This window comes from Occultella gossypii (assembly GCF_019947135.1).
Lineage (GTDB): Bacteria > Actinomycetota > Actinomycetes > Actinomycetales > Beutenbergiaceae > Occultella > Occultella gossypii.
In genome coordinates, this window is sequence record NZ_JAGSHT010000010.1 from 322,034 (window position 1) to 340,522 (window position 18,489).

The 18,489-nt window shown below is 69.4% G+C and carries 18 protein-coding genes; 11 read left to right on the plus strand and 7 right to left on the minus strand.

Annotated features, from left to right (window positions below):
- Positions 1–41: 41 nt before the first annotated feature.
- Positions 42–764, minus strand: a complete 723-nt coding sequence (locus KCQ71_RS10475; RefSeq protein WP_223405553.1) for a hypothetical protein — start codon at positions 762–764, stop codon at positions 42–44.
- Positions 765–1,107: 343 nt separating this feature from the next.
- On the opposite strand from KCQ71_RS10475, the gene KCQ71_RS10480 reads away from it, so the two are divergent.
- Entirely contained in the window at positions 1,108–1,770 is a 663-nt protein-coding gene (locus KCQ71_RS10480) for a VOC family protein (protein WP_223405555.1), read from the plus strand.
- A 205-nt stretch (positions 1,771–1,975) separates the two neighbouring features.
- On the opposite strand, the gene KCQ71_RS10485 is transcribed toward KCQ71_RS10480, so the two are convergent.
- The 4 genes from KCQ71_RS10485 to KCQ71_RS10500 form a co-directional block, all read right to left on the minus strand.
- The gene (locus KCQ71_RS10485) at positions 1,976–2,233 is read right to left on the minus strand and encodes a hypothetical protein (protein ID WP_223405557.1); all 258 of its coding nucleotides are present in this window, start codon (positions 2,231–2,233) and stop codon (positions 1,976–1,978) included.
- 523 nt (positions 2,234–2,756) lie between these two features.
- Positions 2,757–3,842 carry a redox-regulated ATPase YchF gene (gene ychF, locus KCQ71_RS10490; protein WP_223405559.1) on the minus strand — a complete coding sequence of 362 codons (1,086 nt, stop codon included), beginning with the start codon at positions 3,840–3,842 and terminating at the stop codon, positions 2,757–2,759.
- A gap of 22 nt (positions 3,843–3,864) precedes the next feature.
- Positions 3,865–5,454: a hypothetical protein gene (locus tag KCQ71_RS10495; RefSeq protein ID WP_223405561.1), complete on the minus strand. Its 1,590-nt coding sequence runs from the start codon at positions 5,452–5,454 to the stop codon at positions 3,865–3,867.
- Positions 5,436–6,335: an ABC transporter ATP-binding protein gene (locus KCQ71_RS10500; protein WP_223405563.1), complete on the minus strand. Its 900-nt coding sequence runs from the start codon at positions 6,333–6,335 to the stop codon at positions 5,436–5,438. The genes KCQ71_RS10495 and KCQ71_RS10500 overlap by 19 nt, the downstream gene beginning before the upstream one ends.
- Positions 6,336–6,437: 102 nt before the next feature.
- On the opposite strand from KCQ71_RS10500, the gene KCQ71_RS10505 reads away from it, so the two are divergent.
- The 5 genes from KCQ71_RS10505 (at position 6,438) to KCQ71_RS10525 (ending at position 12,381) form a co-directional block, all read left to right on the plus strand.
- The gene (locus tag KCQ71_RS10505; protein WP_223405565.1) at positions 6,438–8,144 is read left to right on the plus strand and encodes a DNA recombination protein RmuC; all 1,707 of its coding nucleotides are present in this window, start codon (positions 6,438–6,440) and stop codon (positions 8,142–8,144) included.
- Positions 8,145–8,344: 200 nt separating this feature from the next.
- The gene (locus KCQ71_RS10510) at positions 8,345–9,277 is read left to right on the plus strand and encodes a carbohydrate ABC transporter permease (RefSeq protein ID WP_223405567.1); all 933 of its coding nucleotides are present in this window, start codon (positions 8,345–8,347) and stop codon (positions 9,275–9,277) included.
- Positions 9,277–10,203 carry a carbohydrate ABC transporter permease gene (locus tag KCQ71_RS10515; RefSeq protein ID WP_223405569.1) on the plus strand — a complete coding sequence of 309 codons (927 nt, stop codon included), beginning with the start codon at positions 9,277–9,279 and terminating at the stop codon, positions 10,201–10,203. Before KCQ71_RS10510 ends, KCQ71_RS10515 begins: the two co-directional genes overlap by 1 nt.
- Before the next feature lie 50 nt (positions 10,204–10,253).
- Positions 10,254–11,636: an ABC transporter substrate-binding protein gene (locus KCQ71_RS10520; RefSeq protein ID WP_223405571.1), complete on the plus strand. Its 1,383-nt coding sequence runs from the start codon at positions 10,254–10,256 to the stop codon at positions 11,634–11,636.
- Position 11,637: 1 nt separating this feature from the next.
- Positions 11,638–12,381, plus strand: coding sequence for a glycerophosphodiester phosphodiesterase (locus KCQ71_RS10525; RefSeq protein ID WP_223405572.1), 744 nt, complete (start codon positions 11,638–11,640; stop codon positions 12,379–12,381).
- On the opposite strand, the gene KCQ71_RS10530 is transcribed toward KCQ71_RS10525, so the two are convergent.
- Positions 12,382–13,101, minus strand: a complete 720-nt coding sequence (locus KCQ71_RS10530) for an HAD-IA family hydrolase (RefSeq protein ID WP_223405574.1) — start codon at positions 13,099–13,101, stop codon at positions 12,382–12,384. It lies immediately after the preceding gene.
- Between the two features lie 140 nt (positions 13,102–13,241).
- On the opposite strand from KCQ71_RS10530, the gene KCQ71_RS10535 reads away from it, so the two are divergent.
- Positions 13,242–14,177 (plus strand): sugar-binding transcriptional regulator, encoded by a 936-nt coding sequence (locus tag KCQ71_RS10535; protein ID WP_223405576.1) that lies wholly within the window; start codon positions 13,242–13,244, stop codon positions 14,175–14,177.
- A gap of 30 nt (positions 14,178–14,207) precedes the next feature.
- On the opposite strand, the gene KCQ71_RS10540 is transcribed toward KCQ71_RS10535, so the two are convergent.
- Positions 14,208–15,215 carry a 4-hydroxy-3-methylbut-2-enyl diphosphate reductase gene (locus KCQ71_RS10540; protein WP_223405578.1) on the minus strand — a complete coding sequence of 336 codons (1,008 nt, stop codon included), beginning with the start codon at positions 15,213–15,215 and terminating at the stop codon, positions 14,208–14,210.
- A 111-nt stretch (positions 15,216–15,326) separates the two neighbouring features.
- Here KCQ71_RS10540 and xseA point away from each other — a divergent pair, with 111 nt between their 5' ends.
- The 4 genes from xseA to KCQ71_RS10560 are packed head-to-tail and all read left to right on the plus strand — an operon-like array spanning position 15,327 to position 18,455.
- Positions 15,327–16,607, plus strand: a complete 1,281-nt coding sequence (gene xseA, locus KCQ71_RS10545) for an exodeoxyribonuclease VII large subunit (RefSeq protein WP_223405580.1) — start codon at positions 15,327–15,329, stop codon at positions 16,605–16,607.
- Positions 16,604–16,879 (plus strand): exodeoxyribonuclease VII small subunit, encoded by a 276-nt coding sequence (locus tag KCQ71_RS10550; RefSeq protein ID WP_223405582.1) that lies wholly within the window; start codon positions 16,604–16,606, stop codon positions 16,877–16,879. The genes xseA and KCQ71_RS10550 overlap by 4 nt, the downstream gene beginning before the upstream one ends.
- Entirely contained in the window at positions 16,876–17,799 is a 924-nt protein-coding gene (locus KCQ71_RS10555) for a PfkB family carbohydrate kinase (protein WP_223405584.1), read from the plus strand. The genes KCQ71_RS10550 and KCQ71_RS10555 overlap by 4 nt, the downstream gene beginning before the upstream one ends.
- A complete protein-coding gene (locus tag KCQ71_RS10560) occupies positions 17,796–18,455 on the plus strand; it encodes a carbonic anhydrase (protein WP_223405586.1) in 660 nt (219 codons plus the stop codon). Before KCQ71_RS10555 ends, KCQ71_RS10560 begins: the two co-directional genes overlap by 4 nt.
- The last annotated feature ends 34 nt before the right edge of the window (positions 18,456–18,489 follow it).

Here is an 18,489-nt window from a genome sequence, read left to right on the forward strand (position 1 = left end):
CCGCCGACGCTGTCGCACGGAGCCCCAGTCCCCGCCTCGCATCACGCCCACTTTTCGAGCTCGAGGTCGACGCGAGGGTCACAGCGCACCCACACCTCACCTGAAGGAGCACTGGCCGGGGCCTCGACCAGATGAAGACCCAGAGCCCCAACCGTCTTCAGCAATTCGTCTCGGGCCGCGCCCGCCTCGGCAACCGTCCGGCTGTGGAAGAGCACGTAGTACTCGTCCGAATCGCCGATGTACTCGTTGTGCCCGGTGTCCGCCCAAGTCTTGCAGAACTGATTCAGGGCCTTCTTGTCGAGTTTTGGCAGCGCGGCAATCTCGCGGCGTCTCAGTTCGCTTTCACGCATTTCTCGCACCCACGCGAGCTCGAGGTTCTCGAACGAGTCGTCCGGCAGCAGACTCTCACGATCGGACGTCCACGGACCATGGTCGTCGAGAGCGGCGTAACCGCTATGGGCGAAGCGCAGCTGCAGGTCGGTGCCGTCGGTGCGCCGCTCGTATCGGCGGTAGCTGACCTCGGGGCTCGCGCCATTGCGCACACGTCCGACGATGCCGTGCGCGGTCTCGATGATCAGCGTCTCATCGGTGAGCACGCGTTCAAGACGAAATGTCGAATTCTCTTCACTCAGGTGCTTCTTGACAAAGTTGCTGAACGCAGTCCAGAACTTGAGATGGTCATGATCGCCCATTGCGAAGGAGCGCTTGTGTCCTTGCGCATCCCGGAATACAAGCCGTCTCTCGCCCATCAGCACCTCTCGCATTGCTCCCCGCGCCCACGGGTCGACCGATTGTAACCGCAACCACCTGAGGCGATCCCTGCGGTGCTTGACTCGAAGACTCAACCGCGATTGTTGACACCAGGTGCTCTCGGCAGAGTGGGCGGGCATCTGCAAACCCGACCCGGCGTCCACCGGCTCGCGTCGTCGACCGCGGTGGCGTATCCCCTCGTCGAGACACCACAGGAACTGACCTTCGAGCACCGTCGCCCCATCCGCCGTAGAGCGTCGTGCATCCTCACTGTCGGCATCCGTTGTCTCCTGAGCACAGAACCGGTAGCGTCAACTCAGCGCGGCCGAGGCGCAACTGGAGAGTCCGGAAAGGGCCATGCCCACTCGTTCATCGATCATGGGTGAACTCGAGAACCTCAGGAAGCGCGCGAAACACCTCGTACGCCAGCACCGTGCCGGCGTCTATACGGTGGCCGCACGCCTGCGCCTCTCGTTGCCTCGGTTTGCGGGTCTGACCGATCGCGAGGTGCTCGCTGCGGAGTTTGCTCTGCACGAGGCGCAGGAGGTCGTCGCGTCCGAACTCGGGTTCACGTCTTGGTCCGACCTGAAGGAGCACCCACCGATGCCCGTCACCGATACGTCCGCGCCCCGGCTTCAGCGAGCGAACGCGCAGGTGTTCGTCACCGACTTCCCGCGAGCAATGACCTTCTACCGCACCCTTCTCGGATTCGAGATCGCCTTCACCTATGGCGAGCCTCCCTTCTATGGCGAGCTCCGCCGCGGCGATGCCTGCTTCAACGTGCGCCACGTCGACAAGTCACCTTTCGTGGCAGATGTGCGAGAGCAGGAGCAGTTGCTGTCGGCATACGTCGCGACCACCAACGCCAAGGACCTCTTCCTCGAGTTCCAGGCTGCGGGCGTCGACTTTCAGGAGAGACTGCAGCTGAAGCCATGGGGAGCCAACGAGTTCGTCGTCCGCGACCCAGACGGCAATCTCATCCTCTTCGGGACGCCGTCGGCCCAGCCGTCCCGACGGTGATCCACACACTGAAGCTTCGACCACGAGTCTCGAGTAGGGGCGACGTCACACGTTGGACCGGAACTCGACCGCATTCCGATGGTCATAGCGTATTTGCCACCGCGAGGCTGAGGTGAGGATCCGGTCGCCCACCGACACGCCCCCAGCATGGGCATTCGTCCTTCCAGGAAGGCCCTCCCTGCGTGTGAGAACGGGCGCGTCACCACTAAGAGCGTGCGTACGTCTGCAGCCACACCACCGCGTCACGATACTCGCGGCTGTCCTGCGGTGAGCCTGGGCACTGGTCCGAGATCTGGCCAATGCCGGCCTGCAGGAGCCTCGCCAGTTCCCTCTTGACGACCTTGCGCTGAGCTCGGGATGGCGTGTTGCGCACCTGCTCGGCGAGCCGGGTGAACACGACGGCCGTCTCCGGGTGGCCGAGCTGCCGCAGACCGTGCGCGATCACGTCGATCCGCTCGGCCACCACGTGTGTCCGTTCCGCCCGGGACGTCGATGGGGCCACGGAAGGAGCCGGCCACCACCACCGCTGTTTGCGGCCACTCATCGTGTGTCCGGCGCTCCCGCGGTAGGCCCGAACTGCACGATCGAACGCCTCGGGAGGAAGATGCAGCGAAGTCCTGGCCAGATGACAGTGCGCCAACCGGCCGGCGATCTCAGCCTGGATGGTCCGCATCCCGCCGCGGCTTCTCACCGCACCACGGAGGCGGCCGCCCTCCCCTGTGAGACTCAGACACCAGGCCGAGTCGACCTCGGCGAGGCCCGACCCGACCAGGATCGACCATGCCGTCTCCATGCGTTCCCGATCGGGGACATCCGCCTGCAGCATGTCCCATCCGGACACCAGGGACCTCAGCCCTGTCGATCGCCCCGTTCGGTGCAGCAACGTCATCACCGTGGCTGCATCGTCGATGTCGCGACGGATCATGAACACCAGAGTAGCTGCGACGCCCAGGGAGCCCTGCCGAGCGACGCCATCAGAGTGATCGTCAGACGTTGAACCTGAACTCAACCACGTCGCCGTCGGCCATCACGTAGTCCTTGCCCTCGATCCGCACTCGGCCCCGCGCCTTGGCCTCGGCCATCGACCCCGCGTCCACCAGGTCCGCGAACGAGACCACCTCGGCCTTGATGAAGCCACGCTGGAAGTCGGTGTGGATCACACCGGCTGCCTGCGGGGCCGTCCAACCCTTGTGGATCGTCCAGGCCCGGGACTCCTTGGGGCCGGCGGTGAGGTAGGTCTGCAGGCCGAGGGTGTCGAACCCGACGCGGGCGAGCTGGTCGAGGCCGGCCTCGTCCTGGCCGTTCTCGGCGAGCATCTCGGCCGCTTCGTCCGGCTCCAGCTCGACCAGCTCAGCCTCGAACTTGGCGTCCAGGAAGATGGCCTCGGCGGGTGCGACGAGCGCGCGCAGCTCGGCCTGCATGGCCTCGTCGGCGAGGCCGTCGTCGTCGGTGTTGAACACGTAGATGAACGGCTTCGCGGTCATCAGGCCGAGGTCGGCGACGATCTCCGGGTCGAGACCCGCGGCGGCGCCGCCGGCGGAGATCGTGGTGCCCGCCTCGAGCAGGGCGAGCGCACCCTTCGCGGTCTCGAGCACCTTGGCGTCGGTCTTCCTGCCCTTGACCTCCTTCTCGAGCCGCGGGATCGCCTTCTCGAGGGTCTGCAGGTCGGCCAGGATCAGCTCGGTGTTGACGGTCTCGATGTCATCCTTCGGGGACACCTTGCCGTCCACGTGGACCACGTCCGGGTCCGCGAACGCCCGCGTTACCTGGCAGATGGCGTCCGCCTCGCGAATGTTCGCGAGGAACTTGTTGCCCAGCCCCTCACCCTCGCTGGCGCCCTTCACGATGCCGGCGATGTCCACGAAGGACACGGTCGCCGGCAGGATCCGCTCGCTGCCGAAGATCCCGGCGAGGACCTTCAGCCGCTCGTCCGGGAGCGGGACCACCCCGATGTTCGGCTCGATCGTCGCGAACGGGTAGTTCGCCGCGAGCACGGTCGCGCGGGTCAGCGCATTGAACAGGGTGGACTTGCCGACGTTGGGCAGGCCGGCGATGCCAATAGTGAGAGCCACGGAATAGCAGTGTACGGGCCGCTCACGCGTAGGACATGACCTGCTGCAGCAGCTCGGGCCCACGGCGGTCGAAGATCCGGGCACCCCAGCGGATGCCGAGCAGTAACATGACCACGCCCTCGACCACGCCGACCAGCAACGTCAGCCAGCCCAGCAGCGCGCTCGAGGTGATCAGCGCCGCGATCGCGAGGGCGACGAACGGCAGGGACAGCACCACGGTCGCCAGCGACCCGACCAGCTGCGACACGATCGTGGCCATCGCCGCACCCTGGGGTTGCTTGAACGGGCTGTCGCCCGGCTTGGGCACCGGGTACAGCAACCGGGCCGACGTCACGCTCGACACCCCGAGCGAGACCCCGAGCGCGCCGAGGCTCACCCCCAGCACGACCGGGGCCAGGTCCCACCGGCCCATGAAGCCGAGTGAGAACGCCGCGAAGATCGCCACGACCGCCACGGCGGGAGGCCCGACGGCGAGTGCCCGGCCCGTGCGGTCGTCTCGCCCTGACACCCCGGTCGAGACGTGCAGCGCGAACGCGCTGCTGTCGTAGGCGATGTCGGCGGAGACCGAGTAGCCGAGGATCCAGGCGGTCAGTGGGGCCAGGATCAGCAGGATCTCCGACGCCGTGCCGCCGCCGGCGACGAGCAGGATCACGGGCAGCAGCGGGAGTACCGCGATCGACGCCGCGTAACGGGGGTCGCGGAACCAGTAGGTCAGCGCCCGGGCGGCGACGGCGCCAGCGGGCGTGGCGGGCATCCGGTCGAACCAGCCGAGCCCCTTCGACCGGCCCTTGCCCGCGCCCGACGTCGGTGGGGTGACCAGGGACCTGGCCAGCGATACGTCCCAGAGCCACCACAGCAGGCCAAGGGTGACCCCGGCGATCAGCAACCTGACCAGCACCAGCGGCCACACGCCGTCGTGCACGGCTCCGGCGAGCCCCCACGGGGCGCCGAGCGGCGTCCACGCAACGACCGACGCGACCTGGTCGAGCAGCGCCGGGACCGCATCGAAGTCCGCGCCGGACTCCTCCAGGCGAGCGGCACCCCACGCGACCGCGGGGCCGACCAGCACGATCGGTACGAACGCCGCGATCGTCAGCACCTCCCGGTAGCGGCGCGACTCCAGCAACGGGCCCAACGCCGTCGTGATGGCCCGGGAACCGACCACGCAGAGCGCGACCGCGAGCACCCCACCGACCAGCGCCGCGAGCAGGGTCAGCGGTTCGCCCACCCAGGCCAGCGCCATGCCGAGGACCAGGACCACCATCGAGAAGCCCGGAACCGACGTCAGCCCGGCCGCGGCCAGCCCGGCGAGCAGCGTGCGCCTGGGCACCCCGTAGGTCACGAACCGCTGCGGGTCGAGAGTGGCGTCCACGCCGAACGCGAAGAGCGGGATCACCCACCAGGCGAGCACGAGCACGGCACCGACGATCGTGACGACGTCCGCGGTGATGCGCGGGTCGGCGTCGACTCCGGTGACCGTGCCGAAGATCGCCGCGCCCACGATCCAGACCGCATACAGGACCGCGACGATGAACCCGATCAGCTGCCAGACGCTGCGCTTGAAACTGTTCGCCATCAGCGTCAGCCGGAGCCTTACGAAGAGCGCAACCATGACAGCCCCTCCGCCGACTGGCGGCCACCGACCAGGGCCACGAACCGGTCCTCGAGGCTCTGCCCCGCCCGGACCTCATCCACGGTCCCGGCGGCCAGGATGCGCCCGGCCGCGATGATGGCGACGTGGTCGCACATGCGCTGCACCAGGTCCATCACGTGCGAGGACACCACGACCGTGCCGCCACTGCGCACGTACTCGCCGAGGATGTCCCGGATGTTCGCTGCCGAAACCGGGTCGACGGCCTCGAACGGTTCGTCGAGCACGAGGATCCGGGGCGCGTGGATGAGCGCGGACGCCAGCGCGACCTTCTTGGTCATGCCGGCCGAGTAGTCGACCACGAACGTCTTCGCGTCCGCCGCGAGGTCGAGGGCGCGCAGCAGGTCCGCGGTGCGCTCGGCCACCACGGCCCGGTCCATCCCCCGGAGCAGGCCGGCGTAGGTGATCAGCTGCTCGCCGGTGAGCCGGTCGAACAGGCGCACACCGTCGGGTAGGACGCCGAGCGACCTCTTGCCCGCGACCGGGTCGGACCAGAAGTCGCCGCCGTGCACGCTGACCGTGCCGAAGTCGGGGCGCAGCAGGCCGGTGGCCATCGAGAGCATGGTCGTCTTGCCGGCACCGTTGGGGCCGACGATCCCGTAGAACGAGCCACTCGGGACGTCGAGGTCGACGCCGGCGACGGCGGCCTTGTCACCGAATCGCTTCCAGAGGCCGCGGATCGAGAACGCGGCGCTCGGGTCGGGTGGTTGCTGGGGCGCGGCGGCCTGCGGGACCGTTCCCGGGTGCGGATACGGCGCGGCCGGCGGGGTTGCCGCGCCGGGCTGCGGCGGCGCGAAGGGGTTCGGTCGGGCCGGCCCTTCGGGCGGCAGGTGGGCTGACATGGCGTCCACGGTATGGGGTCCGGGCCCGACGGCGCACCGCGTGTTCGCTGGCGAGCGCGTCAGTTCCGCGCTTTGTCGGTGACCGATGCGAGAGTGGTGCGCATGGACGTCATCGGGGTTCTTCTGGTCATCGCGGCACTGCTCGTGGGAGCGGTGGCGGGATGGTTCGCTGGCCGGGCCGGCGGCGCGGGTCTGCGCGAGCGGCTCGCCTCGGAGCGCCGGTCCGCGGATGCGCACGCGGCCACCCTGGAACGCACCCACGCCGAGCGGGTCGAGGCACTCGAGCGCGCCGGTGCCGAGCAGGTCGCCACGCTGGAGCGTGCCCATGCCGCCCGCCTGGAGGACGAGCGGACCGGGTTCGCCGAGCGGCTCGCTGCCCAGCAGGAGCACTTCGCCCAGCGGCTGGAGCAGGAGTCCGTGGCCGCGCGGGAACGGTTGGATGCCGAGCGGGCCGACGCCCAGTCCCGACTCGAGGCGGAGCGCGCGGCCGCCCGGGAACGGCTCGAGGCCGAGCAGGCGGTCACGAAGGAGCGGCTCGACGAGATGCGCGCGGACACCAAGCGGCTCTCGGACGATTTCGAGGCGCTGTCCCGCAAGGCACTGGACGCGAACACCCAGGTGTTCCTGGCCCAGGCCGAGGAGCGGTTCAAGCGCGCCCAGCAGGCCGGGGACGCCGAGCTGGCCAAGCGCGAGGAGGCGGTCAAGGCCCTCGTCGAGCCCCTCAGCCGAACCCTCGGCGAGGTCAAGGCGGAGATGACCAGCGCGGAGAAGGCCCGGCTGGAGGCACACACCGTGCTGTCCGAGCAGGTCCACCAGATGCGCACGTCCTCGGACTCGTTGCGCAGCGAGACCAGCCAGCTCGTGACGGCGCTGCGGGCGCCGCAGGTGCGGGGCCGCTGGGGTGAGCTCCAGCTGCGCCGGGTGGTCGAAGCCGCCGGGATGGTCGAGCACGTGGACTTCGAGGAGCAGGAGACCGTCACGACCGATGACGGCGCGCTCCGCCCGGACCTCGTGGTGAAGCTGCCCGGCGGCAAGCAGGTGATCGTGGACGCGAAGGTGGCCTTCAGCGGCTACCTCGAGGCGATGGAGGCCAAGGACGACACTGTCCGGGCCAAGCGCCTGCAGGCGCACGCCCGGCACGTGCGCGCCCACATCGAGAGCCTCGGCGCGAAGGCGTACTGGGAGCACTTCGAGCACACACCGGAGTTCGTGGTCATGTTCCTGCCCGCCGAGACGTTCCTCAACGCGGCCCTGGAGCAGGACGCCACGATCCAGGAGTACGCGTTCGAGCGGAACGTGGTGCTGGCCACCCCGGCCACCCTGGTCGCGCTGCTGCGCACCGTGGCCTACACGTGGCGCCAGGAGCTGCTCGCCGCCGAGGCCCAGCAGGTGTTCACCGTGGGCCGGGAGCTCCACAAGCGGCTCGGCACCATGGGCAAGCACCTGGAGAGCGTGTCCAAGAAACTGAACTCCACCGTGGACGCGTTCAACAAGCTCAACGCCTCGCTGGACTCCCAGGTGGTCACCCAGGCGCGGCGGTTCAGCGCCCTGCAGGGTCTCGAGCCGGCCCTGGACGTGCCGCCGCCGCTGGAGATCCTCGCGGTGCCGGCGCAGAAGGCCGACGCCTACGACGCCCCCGAGCTGACCAGCGGGCCGAGGCGGCGTGCCGGGTCCACCGACGCTCGCGCGCGAGCCGAACGCGACCTCGTGCTCGCCGCCGACAGCGACGGCCTGCTCGACCTGTTCGAGTCCGGTTCCACGGACGAGGCGGACGAGTTCGGCCGCGGCCGGCGAGCCACGGGGTCATAACCCGCCGACGTCGATCCGGAGCGCCCACGGCCGCCTGCCTCTCGGCCGGCGGCCGTTGCCGCGTGCTCGTTTCCGTGGCCGGTGCCCGCACATATGAGCGCGGTCGCTGGCGCCTTCCTGCCCGCAACTAGCGTTCCTTGCGGTTTGCCTCTCCCGCCTCGGTTCGAGGGCGATGGTGCTATGTGGAAGGAAGGCTCCGGATGACAGGACTCGCGACGTCCACGGCACACTCGACACCTCGGATGTCGGCCACCTACCGGAAACGACACAGACGGGGCGTCGCCCTGTTCGCGCTGTTCGCCTTCCCGAACCTGGCGCTCATCGGCGTCTTCGCGTATTGGCCGGTGCTGGAGAACCTCTATCTCAGCCTCACCCGCTGGGACTTCATCGGTCCGGCGCCGCTCTTCGTCGGCCTGGAGAACTACGCCCAGTTGTTCACCTCCGCCACGTTCGTGGACGTCCTGAGGATCACCCTGATCTGGGTGGTGGTCGTCGTGGGCGTCAGCCTTGTCCTCGGCATCGCCCTCGCGTCGCTGTTCTCGATGAAGCTTCCGGGCACGACGCTGGTCACCGGCATCGTGTTCGCGCCGCACGTGATCGCCGGTGCCGCGATCGCTGCCGTCTGGCTGTTCATCTTCGACCCGAACTACGGTCTGGCCCGAGTGCTCTTCAACGCCGTCGGCCTGAGCTCACCCTCCTGGATCACCGATGCCAAGTGGGCGTTGCCCGCATTGCTCATCGTCTCGATCTGGAAGGGGGTCGGGTTCGTCTCGATCGTCTACCTGGCCGGAATGCAGGGTATGCCTTCGGACGTGCTCGAGGCCGCCCGGCTGGACGGCGCCAACCGGTGGCAGTTGTTCCGCCGCATCATCCTGCCGCTGTTGTCCCCGACGACGTTCTTCCTGGTCATCACGCAGACCATCGGCGCGTTCCAGGCCTTCGACGTCATCGCCGTGATGACCGGCGGAGGACCGGCCTCGGCAACCACCACGTTGAGCTGGTTCATCTACGACCAGGCCTTCAACCGGTCGAACGTGGGCTACTCGGCGGCTGCCGGCACCGTGATGTTCGTGCTCCTGATGGCCATCACCATCCTGCAGTTCCGGTTCGTCGAGAGGAAGGTGCACTACTGATGTCGGCGCCGACCACCACGACCAGCCCTCCGCGCCGTGCCGACGTCGCGGCGCCGTCCGGGGGCGTCGTGAAGCGAAGAGGGCGCGGGCGCCGCCTGGGGAAACTGAGCCGCACCTGGTGGGGCCTACTCCTGCTCGTCGCGGCAGCGCTGGCGTTCATCATCCCGCTGTACATGCTGGTGACGACGGCGTTCAAGACGAACGCGGAGATCTACGCATGGCCGATGAGGTTCTTCCCGTCCGAGTTCACCTGGAGCAACCTCCGCACCGCGTGGGAGGTCGCGCCGTTCGACGCGTTCATCAAGAACTCGGTGCTGGTGACGTTGATCGGCTCGGTCGCCAAGGTGATCCTGGCGGTCTTCACCGCCTACGCCTTCGCCTTCCTGCCCTTTCCTGGGAAGAAGGGCCTGTTCCTGGTGATGCTCGGCGCCCTGATGGTGCCCGGCCACGTGACCCTGCTGGTGAACTACATCACGATCGGGAACCTTGGCCTGATCAACACGTATGCGGGCCTGATCCTGCCCGGCGTCGCGTCGGCGTTCGGTACCTTCCTGCTCCGGCAACACTTCATGTCCCTGCCGGGCGAGGTGTTCGAGGCCGCCGAGCTCGACGGCGCCGGGCACTTTCGCACCCTCCGCTCGCTGGTGGTGCCCATGTCGGTGCCCGCCATCGCGACCGTCGCACTCGTCGCCGTCATCGACGAGTGGAACAGCTTCGTCTGGCCGCTGATCATCACGAACTCCGTGAACATGCGCACGCTGCCGATCGGCCTGATGTACCTCAAGGCCAACGACGGCGTCACCGCCTGGGGTGTGCTCATGTCCGGGACGCTGATCGTCGTCCTGCCCATGCTGCTCGTCTTCCTGTTCGCGCAGCGCTACATCGTCACCGGGCTCACCGGGGCGGCAGCCGGTGGAGGCCGCTGACGCACACGCGGCACGCCCTGAACGTCCGACCCCACCATTTAGGAGACCCCATGCACCCCCGACCACACCGCCGTGACCGCGCCCGATCAGGGCTCACCCGCCGCCAACTGCTCGGCGCCGGCCTCGTGGCAGCATCCACACCCGCCCTCGCGGCCTGCTTCAACGGCGGCACCGGTGCCGCCGAGGACACCGTCTACGGCCAGCCCAGCGGTGACATCCCGGACGAGTTCAGTGACCGCCAGCGCGTCGTGCTGTGGAGCAACTGGACCTCGCACAACGCAGAGGTGCTGCAGCGCAACATCGACGCCTTCCATGAGGCCCAGGCGGACATCTTCTGCGAGATCCAGATCTTCGAGGGTTACGACAACGTCGAGTCGAAGCTCGCCGCGAGCCTGCAGGCAAAGCAGGTCCCGGACATCTCGGTACTCAGCGACGTCGTGTGGAACAGGTTCTATCTCAACCAAGCCCTGGAACCACTGACCGGATACTTCGACGAGAACTTCGGTACCGACGCGTTCCACGAGAAGTTCATCACCGAGGGCACGGTGAAGAACGACGTCTGGTGGGTTCCGTTCGGCCGCTCGACGCCGCTGTTCTACTTCAACCGCGACATCTTCGCCGACGTGGGCCTGCCGGACCGCGCGCCGGAGACCTACGAGGAGTACCGCGACTGGGGCATGGAGCTCAAGGGCTACCGCAGGAACAGCACCGACGTGGCGATGCGGGCCTACACCGGCACCGACGACTGGTACTTCCAGGGCTCGTCCTGGGCGTTCGGCGGTGGCTACTCCAACGGCCTTGACATGCTCTTCACCAGCGAGGAGACGATCGCCGCGCTGGAGTTCGACCGGGCCTTCATCCACGACGAGGGCCTGGGTTACCTGGCCGCCGACCCCACCGGGGATTTCATCTCCGGTGCCGCGGCCTCGATGCTGCAGTCCACCGGTGCACTGACCGGCATCGACGAAGCCGCCGAGTTCGAGTACGGCTGCGGCTTCCTGCCGCAGCAGGCGACCACCGGCGTGCCCACTGGCGGCGGTGGGCTGTCGATCCTGCGGTACGCGTCGGACGAACGAAAGCAGGCCGCCTGGGAGGTGCTGAAGTTCCTCTGCACCGGTGCGGCGTCGGTCGACTGGACCCTCGGCACCGGCTACCTGCCGACCACGAAGGCGGCGCTGGAGTCCGACCAGGTACGCCAGAAGGCGGCGGAGAACCCGAACTACCAGGTGGCGATCGACCAGCTGGACATCGCTCAGGGGCCCGACGTGGTCCGACGCTACGTGCCCGAGTGCGTGCCGGAGGCCAACGGCGTCATTCAGGCCGTCTACTCCGGCGGCAACGACCCGGAGTCCGCGCTGACGACCATGCAGAGCAATCTGGAGTCGGCCATCGACAGAATCCGTAGCCAGTACGAAGAACGAGTGGAAGGTTGAGATGACCCTGCTGATCGTCGGCCATCGCGGTGCGATGGCCCACAAGCCCGAGAACAGCCTCGAGTCCTATGCCCTGGCCGAGGAGGTGGGTGTCGACGAGATCGAGCTTGACGTGCGGCTGAGCAAGGACCAGCAACTCTTCCTGCTGCACGATGCGACCCTCGACCGCACCGCCGGCGACGACTCCGCGCGCGGGCGTGGCCCCGCCGCCGAGATGACCCTGGCCGAGTTGCAGGGGGTCGTCCTCGACTCCGGACGCGGGGTGGTCAGCCTCGCCGAGATGTACGACGCCACCTCCACCTTCATCCAGCTCGAGGTCAAGGACCCGGCGACGGTGCCGTTCCTGGCAGAGTTCTTCGCCGCACGACCCGATGACGCCGCACGCACGATCGTCACCGGCTTCGACCCGGACGCGATCCGGCAGGCGGCCGAACGGATGCCACAGATCGGCCGGTGCATCATCGTCAAGACGCTGGCCGACGCCGAGCGCTTCGTCGGCGGCCTCGTCGGCCTGCTCGAACACACCGGCTCGACCAGGTTCGCGTGCGGGTTCCCCGGTCTGACCAAGGAGACGGTCGAGGCGATCCAGGCCCGGGGTCTCGATGTGCACGTGTGGATGCTGCGCACCCTCGAGGACATGCGCGCCGCCGTCGCCCTCGGTGCCGACGGCACCACGTCGGACGACCCGGCGCAGGCGCAGCAGTGGTACCGGCAGGTGCTCGACGAGCGGAAGGCCAAGGTCTGATCAGCGGAGCGTGACCTGCAGGCCGAACCCGGGGTCCGTCGCCCGGGTCCGAAGCACCTCGAAGGAGTCGATCACCAGATGAGCATGAGGCGCCAGTTCCGCCGCGGTACAGGTACCCGGGACCCCGAGGGCAAGACAGCCGGCGCCGCGGGCGGACTGCAGGCCCGCAACCGTGTCCTCCACGGCGACCACGACACCCGCGCAGCCACGGGCCCGGAGGGCGGCCAGGCCCCTGCGGAACGGCTCGGGATCGGGCTTGCCTGCCGTCACGTCGTCACCGGTGACGAAGAACACCGGCCGCGGCAGGCGTGCTGCTCCGTAGCGCGCGCGGGCAACCTCACGCGGCGCGGACGTGACCACACCCCAGTGCCCCTCGGGCAGCGACTCGATGAAGTGCCGTACCCCCGGCAGGGCCTCCAACTCCTGGCCGGGCCGGGACTCGATCTCGACCAGGCGCGCCGCCGCCCGCTCCCGGTGGTCCGGGTGGATCCCCGCAGCGACGACGACGGCCTGGGCGGTCATGCCGTGCAGGGATGCCGGCAACCGCGGCACACCGAACTCGTCGGCCACCATCCGCCAGGAGGCCTCCACCGCCGGGACCGAGTCCACCAGCGTGCCGTCCATGTCGAACAACGCCCCGGCCGCAGCGATCTCCCGACCCGCGAGCAGCTCCGTAGCCAGCGCGTCAAGTTCTTCCTCGGTCACGACCGGCCCGCTCACGCCCCCACCCGCCCGTGCCAGGAGGTTCGTAGCGAAGGTCGGTCCATGGAGCACTGCATGGCGTGGGATCTCCCTGTGTCGGATCGATGCGGATCGCCCGAGCCTAAATGGCACGCTCAGCCGTGCCCTACGGTGCTCTTATGAGCAGGCAGCTGACCATCGACCAGCAGGTTCTGCACGTCCATGTCGCCATGCAGAACCTCGCGCACGGTCGATCCGTGAACGACATCGCCGCCGACATCGGCAAGTCGCGGTTCGCGACCGCACGTATGGTCAAGCGCGCCCGCGCCCTCGGTCTGATCGAGGTGCGCCCTACGGTGTCCGCGCCGGTGGACGTCGGGTTGTCGGCGCAACTGACCCAACGCTACGGTCTGCGCGCGGCGCTGGTCGTGGCCACGCATTCCTCCGACGTCGTCGAGTCCCGGGATGCGATCGCCCGGATCGCGGCTCGCTTCATCGTCGACAACGTCGCGGAGGACGACATCCTCGGCTTCGCGCCTGGTCGGACCCTGGTGCTCGCCTCCCGCCTGATCGAGCGGCTCCCTTCCGCCGACGTCGTCCAGCTGACCGGGGTCGGTGCGCCGCGGCTGGAGGACGGGATCGAGGTCATCTCCAACATCGGGCGCCTCACCGGCGGGGCGACCCACCCGCTTTACGCACCGGCCGTGCTGATGAAGGACCCGGAAGCCACGCTGTTGCTCAAGCACCCGTCGATCCAGCGGACACTGCGCCGGTTCGACCACATGCAGAAGGCGTTCCTGACCATCGGCGGCTGGCCGGAGGCTTCGTGGATGGCACGCCAGTTGCTCGATCTGGGTGAGCGCGAGGAGTACGAGGAGAAAGGCGTCGTCGCCGAGATCGGGACGATGCTGCTGGACGCCGACGGCAACACGGTGGACGGCCTGGAGGAGCGGATCGTCGGGATCTCCGAGGAGCAGCTCCGCAACGTCGAGATGCGAGTGGCGATCGGTGGCGGTCCCGGCAAGGAGCACGCGGTGCTCGCGACCCTACGGGCAGGCGTGGTGAATCACATGATCACCGACATCCGCTGCGCCAAGGCCGCTCTCGCCGCCTGAGGCAGCCCGCCGTGGGCCGGTCGGCCCCGATCAGTGCGGGGCTACGTCCAGACTCGTGCTCCGCCCCCTCGTGTGGCTCTGCCCGGCGCTCTTCAGCTCGGCCCGCAGCTCCCGGGGTAGGGAGAAGATCAGGTCCTCGGTGGCGGTGCGCACCTCCTGCACGTCGCCGAAGCCCCACTCGCCGAGCCGGGCGATGACGTCGCGGACCAGGATCTCCGGCACCGACGCCCCGGAGCTCAGGCCGACCGTGCCGGCCCCGTCGAACCAAGCCGGGTCCAACTCGGCGGCGGTGTCCACGCGGTGCGCGGCGCGCGCACCGGACTCGAGGGCCACCTCCACCAGGCGGACCGAGTTCGAGGAGTTCGCGGAGCCGACGACGATGAACACGTCCGCGTCGGGGGCGATCTTCTTCACCGCGACCTGACGGTTCTGCGTGGCGTAGCAGATGTCGTCGCTCGGCGGGTCCGCGAGTTTGGGGAACCGCTCGCGCAGGCGCCGGACCGTCTCCATGGTCTCGTCGACGGACAGCGTGGTCTGGGACAGCCAGACCAGTTTCTCCGGGTCCCGCACGGTGACGTCGTCCACGGCGTCCGGGCCGGTCACCAGGTGGACGTGATCGGGCGCCTCCCCCGCGGTGCCCTCGACCTCCTCATGACCCTCGTGTCCGATGAGCAGGATCTCGATGTCCCGGGCGGCGAAGCGCACGGCCTCCTTGTGCACCTTGGTCACCAGCGGGCAGGTGGCGTCGATCGTGTCCAGGTGGCGCTGCGCCGCCTCGGCGTGCACGGCCGGTGAGACGCCGTGGGCGGAGAAGATGACCCGCTCCCCCACCGGCACCTCGTCGGTCTCGGAGACGAAGACGGCGCCGCGGGCGCTGAGGCTCTCGACGACGAACGTGTTGTGCACGATCTCCTTGCGTACGTACACCGGAGCCCCGTAGTGCTCGAGCGCCCGCTCGACCGCCTCGACGGCCCGGTCCACGCCGGCGCAGTAGCCCCGCGGGGCGGCGAGCAGGATGCGTCCAGGAGAGGAGGTCACCCGAGCGAGTCTACGTTCCGGGCGACGGCAGCGGCCGGGCCCGGCCGAGCCCCGGCGGGCGGCACCCACCCGTGTGACTCCGATGTCCCCGCCGTAAGGCACCCTAGGGGGATGAGCAGTCCCCCGAACGGCCCCGGCGGGTTCCCCGCCAAGGCGCTGGACACCACTGCGGAGCAACCCTGGCCGGTGCGGCTGCTCGCCGCGAAGATCGCCGACTACGTGGACAAGATGGCCCCGGTCTGGGTCGAGGGCCAACTCGTCCAGGTGAACAGCCACAACGCCTCGGCCAGCGCCTATCTGACGCTGCGGGACACCGACGTGGACATGTCGCTGTCCGTGACCATGCTGAAGCGGCTCCTCGCGGCCCGCGGGGAGGCCATCAGCGAGGGCGCCCACGTGGTGGTGCACGCCAAGCCGAGCTTCTGGACCAAGCGCGGCACGCTCAGCCTGCGCGCGAGCGACATCCGGGCCCTCGGACTCGGCGAACTCCTGGCCCGGATCGAGCATCTCAAGCGGGTCCTGGCCGCCGAGGGTCTCTTCGACGCCGAGCGCAAGCGCCCGCTGCCGTTCCTGCCCGGGCGGATCGGGCTGATCTGCGGCGCTAATGCGAAGGCCAAGCACGACGTGCTCGTGAACGCTCGGGCCCGCTGGCCCCAGGTGCACTTCGAGATCCGCGAGGTCGCCGTCCAGGGCCCGCACTGTGTTCCCGAGGTGAGCCGGGCGATCGCCGACCTGGACTCCGAACCCGACGTCGAGGTGATCGTGATCGCCCGCGGCGGTGGCTCCGTGGAGGACCTTCTGCCGTTCTCCAACGAGGCTCTGGTCCGCGCCGCCGCGAAGTGCACCACCCCGCTCGTCTCGGCGATCGGTCACGAGACCGATGCCCCGCTGCTCGATCTCGTCGCCGACTATCGCGCCTCGACCCCCACCGATGCCGCGAAGCGGATCGTGCCGGACGTCGGCCAGGAACTGGCCCGGATCGCCCAGGCTCGTGAGCGGATGACGAACGCGCTGACCCGGCGCCTGCGCACCGAGGGCGAGCGCCTGACCTTGCTCCGCAACCGCCCGGTGCTGGCCGACCCCGCCTCGATCGTGACGCCCCGGCTGCGCGCGCTGGAACAGGCCCGCACGGCCGGGCGGGCCGCCATCGAGCGCCGCCTCGGCAGCGCCGAGGCGGACCTGACGAACCTCCGGACGGCGCTGCGCACCCTCTCGCCACAGGCGACCCTGGAGCGCGGCTACGCCGTGCTGCGCACCGACGACGGCGTGGTGGTGCGTTCGCCGGACGAGGTCACCGTCGGGCAGGACCTCTCCGCGCTGGTCGCCGCCGGGCGGCTGGGGGTCACGGTGCGGACCGCTGACACACGCACCGGCGAAGAGGTGATTGGATGAACGCCGTGAACAACCCGGACGTTGCCGAACTCAGCTACGAACAAGCACGGAACGAGCTCGTCGAGGTCGTCGGCCGCCTCGAGTCCGGCGCTGCGAACCTCGAGGACTCGCTTGCCCTCTGGGAGCGCGGCGAGGCTCTGGCGGACCGCTGCCAGCGGTGGCTGGACGCCGCCCGGGACCGGCTCGCCGCGGCCAAGGGCGACGCGACGGTCTCGCTCGTCGAATCCCCCGCCGACGCCGGCGCGGACGCCGATGAGGAGACCGAGTCATGACGCACGCGCTGGTGATCGGCGAGGCCCTCGTCGACGTCGTGCACGCGGCCGACGGCACGGTGAGCGAGCACCCTGGCGGCTCGCCCGCGAACGTCGCGCTCGGCCTGGCCCGGCTCGGCCGGGACGCCGAGCTGGCCACCTGGTTCGGTGACGACGCCCACGGCGCCCTGATCCGCGACCACCTCACCGGCAACGGGGTGCGCCTGGTGCCGCGCTCCGACCGCGCCGAACGCACGTCGACCGCCGTCGCCACGCTCGACGCCGACGGCGCCGCCACCTACACGTTCGACCTCGACTGGCGGGTGCCCGAGGTCCTGCTCGACGCGGACATGGTCGCGCTGCACGTCGGCTCCATCGGCGCCACCCTGCAGCCCGGAGGCGCGGCGGTCGCCGAGCTCGCGGCGGCGGCCCGCGAGTTCGCGACCGTCAGCTACGACCCGAACGCCCGGCCCTCGATCATGGGCACCGCGGAGCAGGTGCTGCCCACGATCACCGCACTCGTCGCCGGCGCGGACCTGGTCAAGGTCTCCGACGAGGACGTGGCCTGGCTCCGGCCGGGCCACGACGCCGAGGAGGTGGTCCGCGACTGGGCCACGTCGGGACCCGCGGTCGTCGTGCTGACCCGCGGCGGCGAGGGGTCGTTCGCGGTCACCAGCGCTGGGGTCGAGGTCATCATCGCCTCGCCCCGGGTGCAGGTGGTGGACACCGTCGGCGCGGGCGACTCCTACATGGGTGGGCTCATCGACGGGCTCTGGACCGCCGGCCTGCTCGGCGCGGCCCGGCGGCCGGCCCTGCACGCCATCGACGCCGATACCCTGCGGGCGGTGATGGCACACGCGGCTGCGATCGCGGCGGTCACCGTCTCCCGGGCCGGCGCGAACCCACCGACCCGCAGCGAACTCGAGAATGGTGCCCGATGAACCGACGTCCCACCCCTGCCCAGGCCTGGGCCGAACTCATGGCCGGGAACACGCGCTTCGTCGAAGGGCGGATGCAGCATCCCAGTCAGGGCGTCGAGCGGCGCGCCGAGGTCTCCACCGAACAGCACCCGTTCGCGGTGCTGTTCGGGTGCTCGGACTCGCGGGTAGCTGCGGAGATCATCTTCGACCGCGGGCTCGGTGACATGTTCGTGGTCCGCACGGCCGGGCACGTGGTGGACACCACCGTGCTCGGGTCCATCGAGTACGGGGTGGACATCCTCGGCGCCCCGCTCGTGGTGGTCCTCGGCCACGACCACTGTGGAGCGGTCGCCGCAGCCAGCCACGCCCTGGCCACCGGGGAGCTGCCGTCCGGCTTCGTCCGCGCGATCGTGGACCGGGTGATCCCGAGCCTGGTCACCCGCTCCGACCCGTCCTGGTCGATCTCCTCGTTCTTCCGTGACGACGATCGGACCATGCGGATCCCGGACGCCGATGAACTGCGCCGTGAGCACGTGCGCGCCACGGTCCGGATGCTGCAGGGTTACTCGGCGAGCCTCGCCGAGGGCGTGCGTCAGGGTCGGTGCGCGATCGTCGGCGTCGAGTACACCCTCGCGGACGGCCGCGCGTCCGTGGTGGAGACGATCGGCAAGATCTGACGCCCGACGGCGGCCGGTCGCCGTCCGATCCTGC

Coding starts and splice junctions, on each gene's coding strand:
- KCQ71_RS10475 (WP_223405553.1), bottom strand. CDS start 764: ATGCGAGAGGTGCTGATGGGCGAGAGACGGCTTGTATTCCGGGATGCG.
- KCQ71_RS10480 (WP_223405555.1), top strand. CDS start 1,108: ATGCCCACTCGTTCATCGATCATGGGTGAACTCGAGAACCTCAGGAAG.
- KCQ71_RS10495 (WP_223405561.1), bottom strand. CDS start 5,454: ATGGTTGCGCTCTTCGTAAGGCTCCGGCTGACGCTGATGGCGAACAGT.
- KCQ71_RS10500 (WP_223405563.1), bottom strand. CDS start 6,335: ATGTCAGCCCACCTGCCGCCCGAAGGGCCGGCCCGACCGAACCCCTTC.
- KCQ71_RS10505 (WP_223405565.1), top strand. CDS start 6,438: ATGGACGTCATCGGGGTTCTTCTGGTCATCGCGGCACTGCTCGTGGGA.
- KCQ71_RS10510 (WP_223405567.1), top strand. CDS start 8,345: ATGACAGGACTCGCGACGTCCACGGCACACTCGACACCTCGGATGTCG.
- KCQ71_RS10515 (WP_223405569.1), top strand. CDS start 9,277: ATGTCGGCGCCGACCACCACGACCAGCCCTCCGCGCCGTGCCGACGTC.
- KCQ71_RS10520 (WP_223405571.1), top strand. CDS start 10,254: ATGCACCCCCGACCACACCGCCGTGACCGCGCCCGATCAGGGCTCACC.
- KCQ71_RS10525 (WP_223405572.1), top strand. CDS start 11,638: ATGACCCTGCTGATCGTCGGCCATCGCGGTGCGATGGCCCACAAGCCC.
- KCQ71_RS10535 (WP_223405576.1), top strand. CDS start 13,242: ATGAGCAGGCAGCTGACCATCGACCAGCAGGTTCTGCACGTCCATGTC.
- xseA (WP_223405580.1), top strand. CDS start 15,327: ATGAGCAGTCCCCCGAACGGCCCCGGCGGGTTCCCCGCCAAGGCGCTG.
- KCQ71_RS10550 (WP_223405582.1), top strand. CDS start 16,604: ATGAACGCCGTGAACAACCCGGACGTTGCCGAACTCAGCTACGAACAA.
- KCQ71_RS10555 (WP_223405584.1), top strand. CDS start 16,876: ATGACGCACGCGCTGGTGATCGGCGAGGCCCTCGTCGACGTCGTGCAC.
- KCQ71_RS10560 (WP_223405586.1), top strand. CDS start 17,796: ATGAACCGACGTCCCACCCCTGCCCAGGCCTGGGCCGAACTCATGGCC.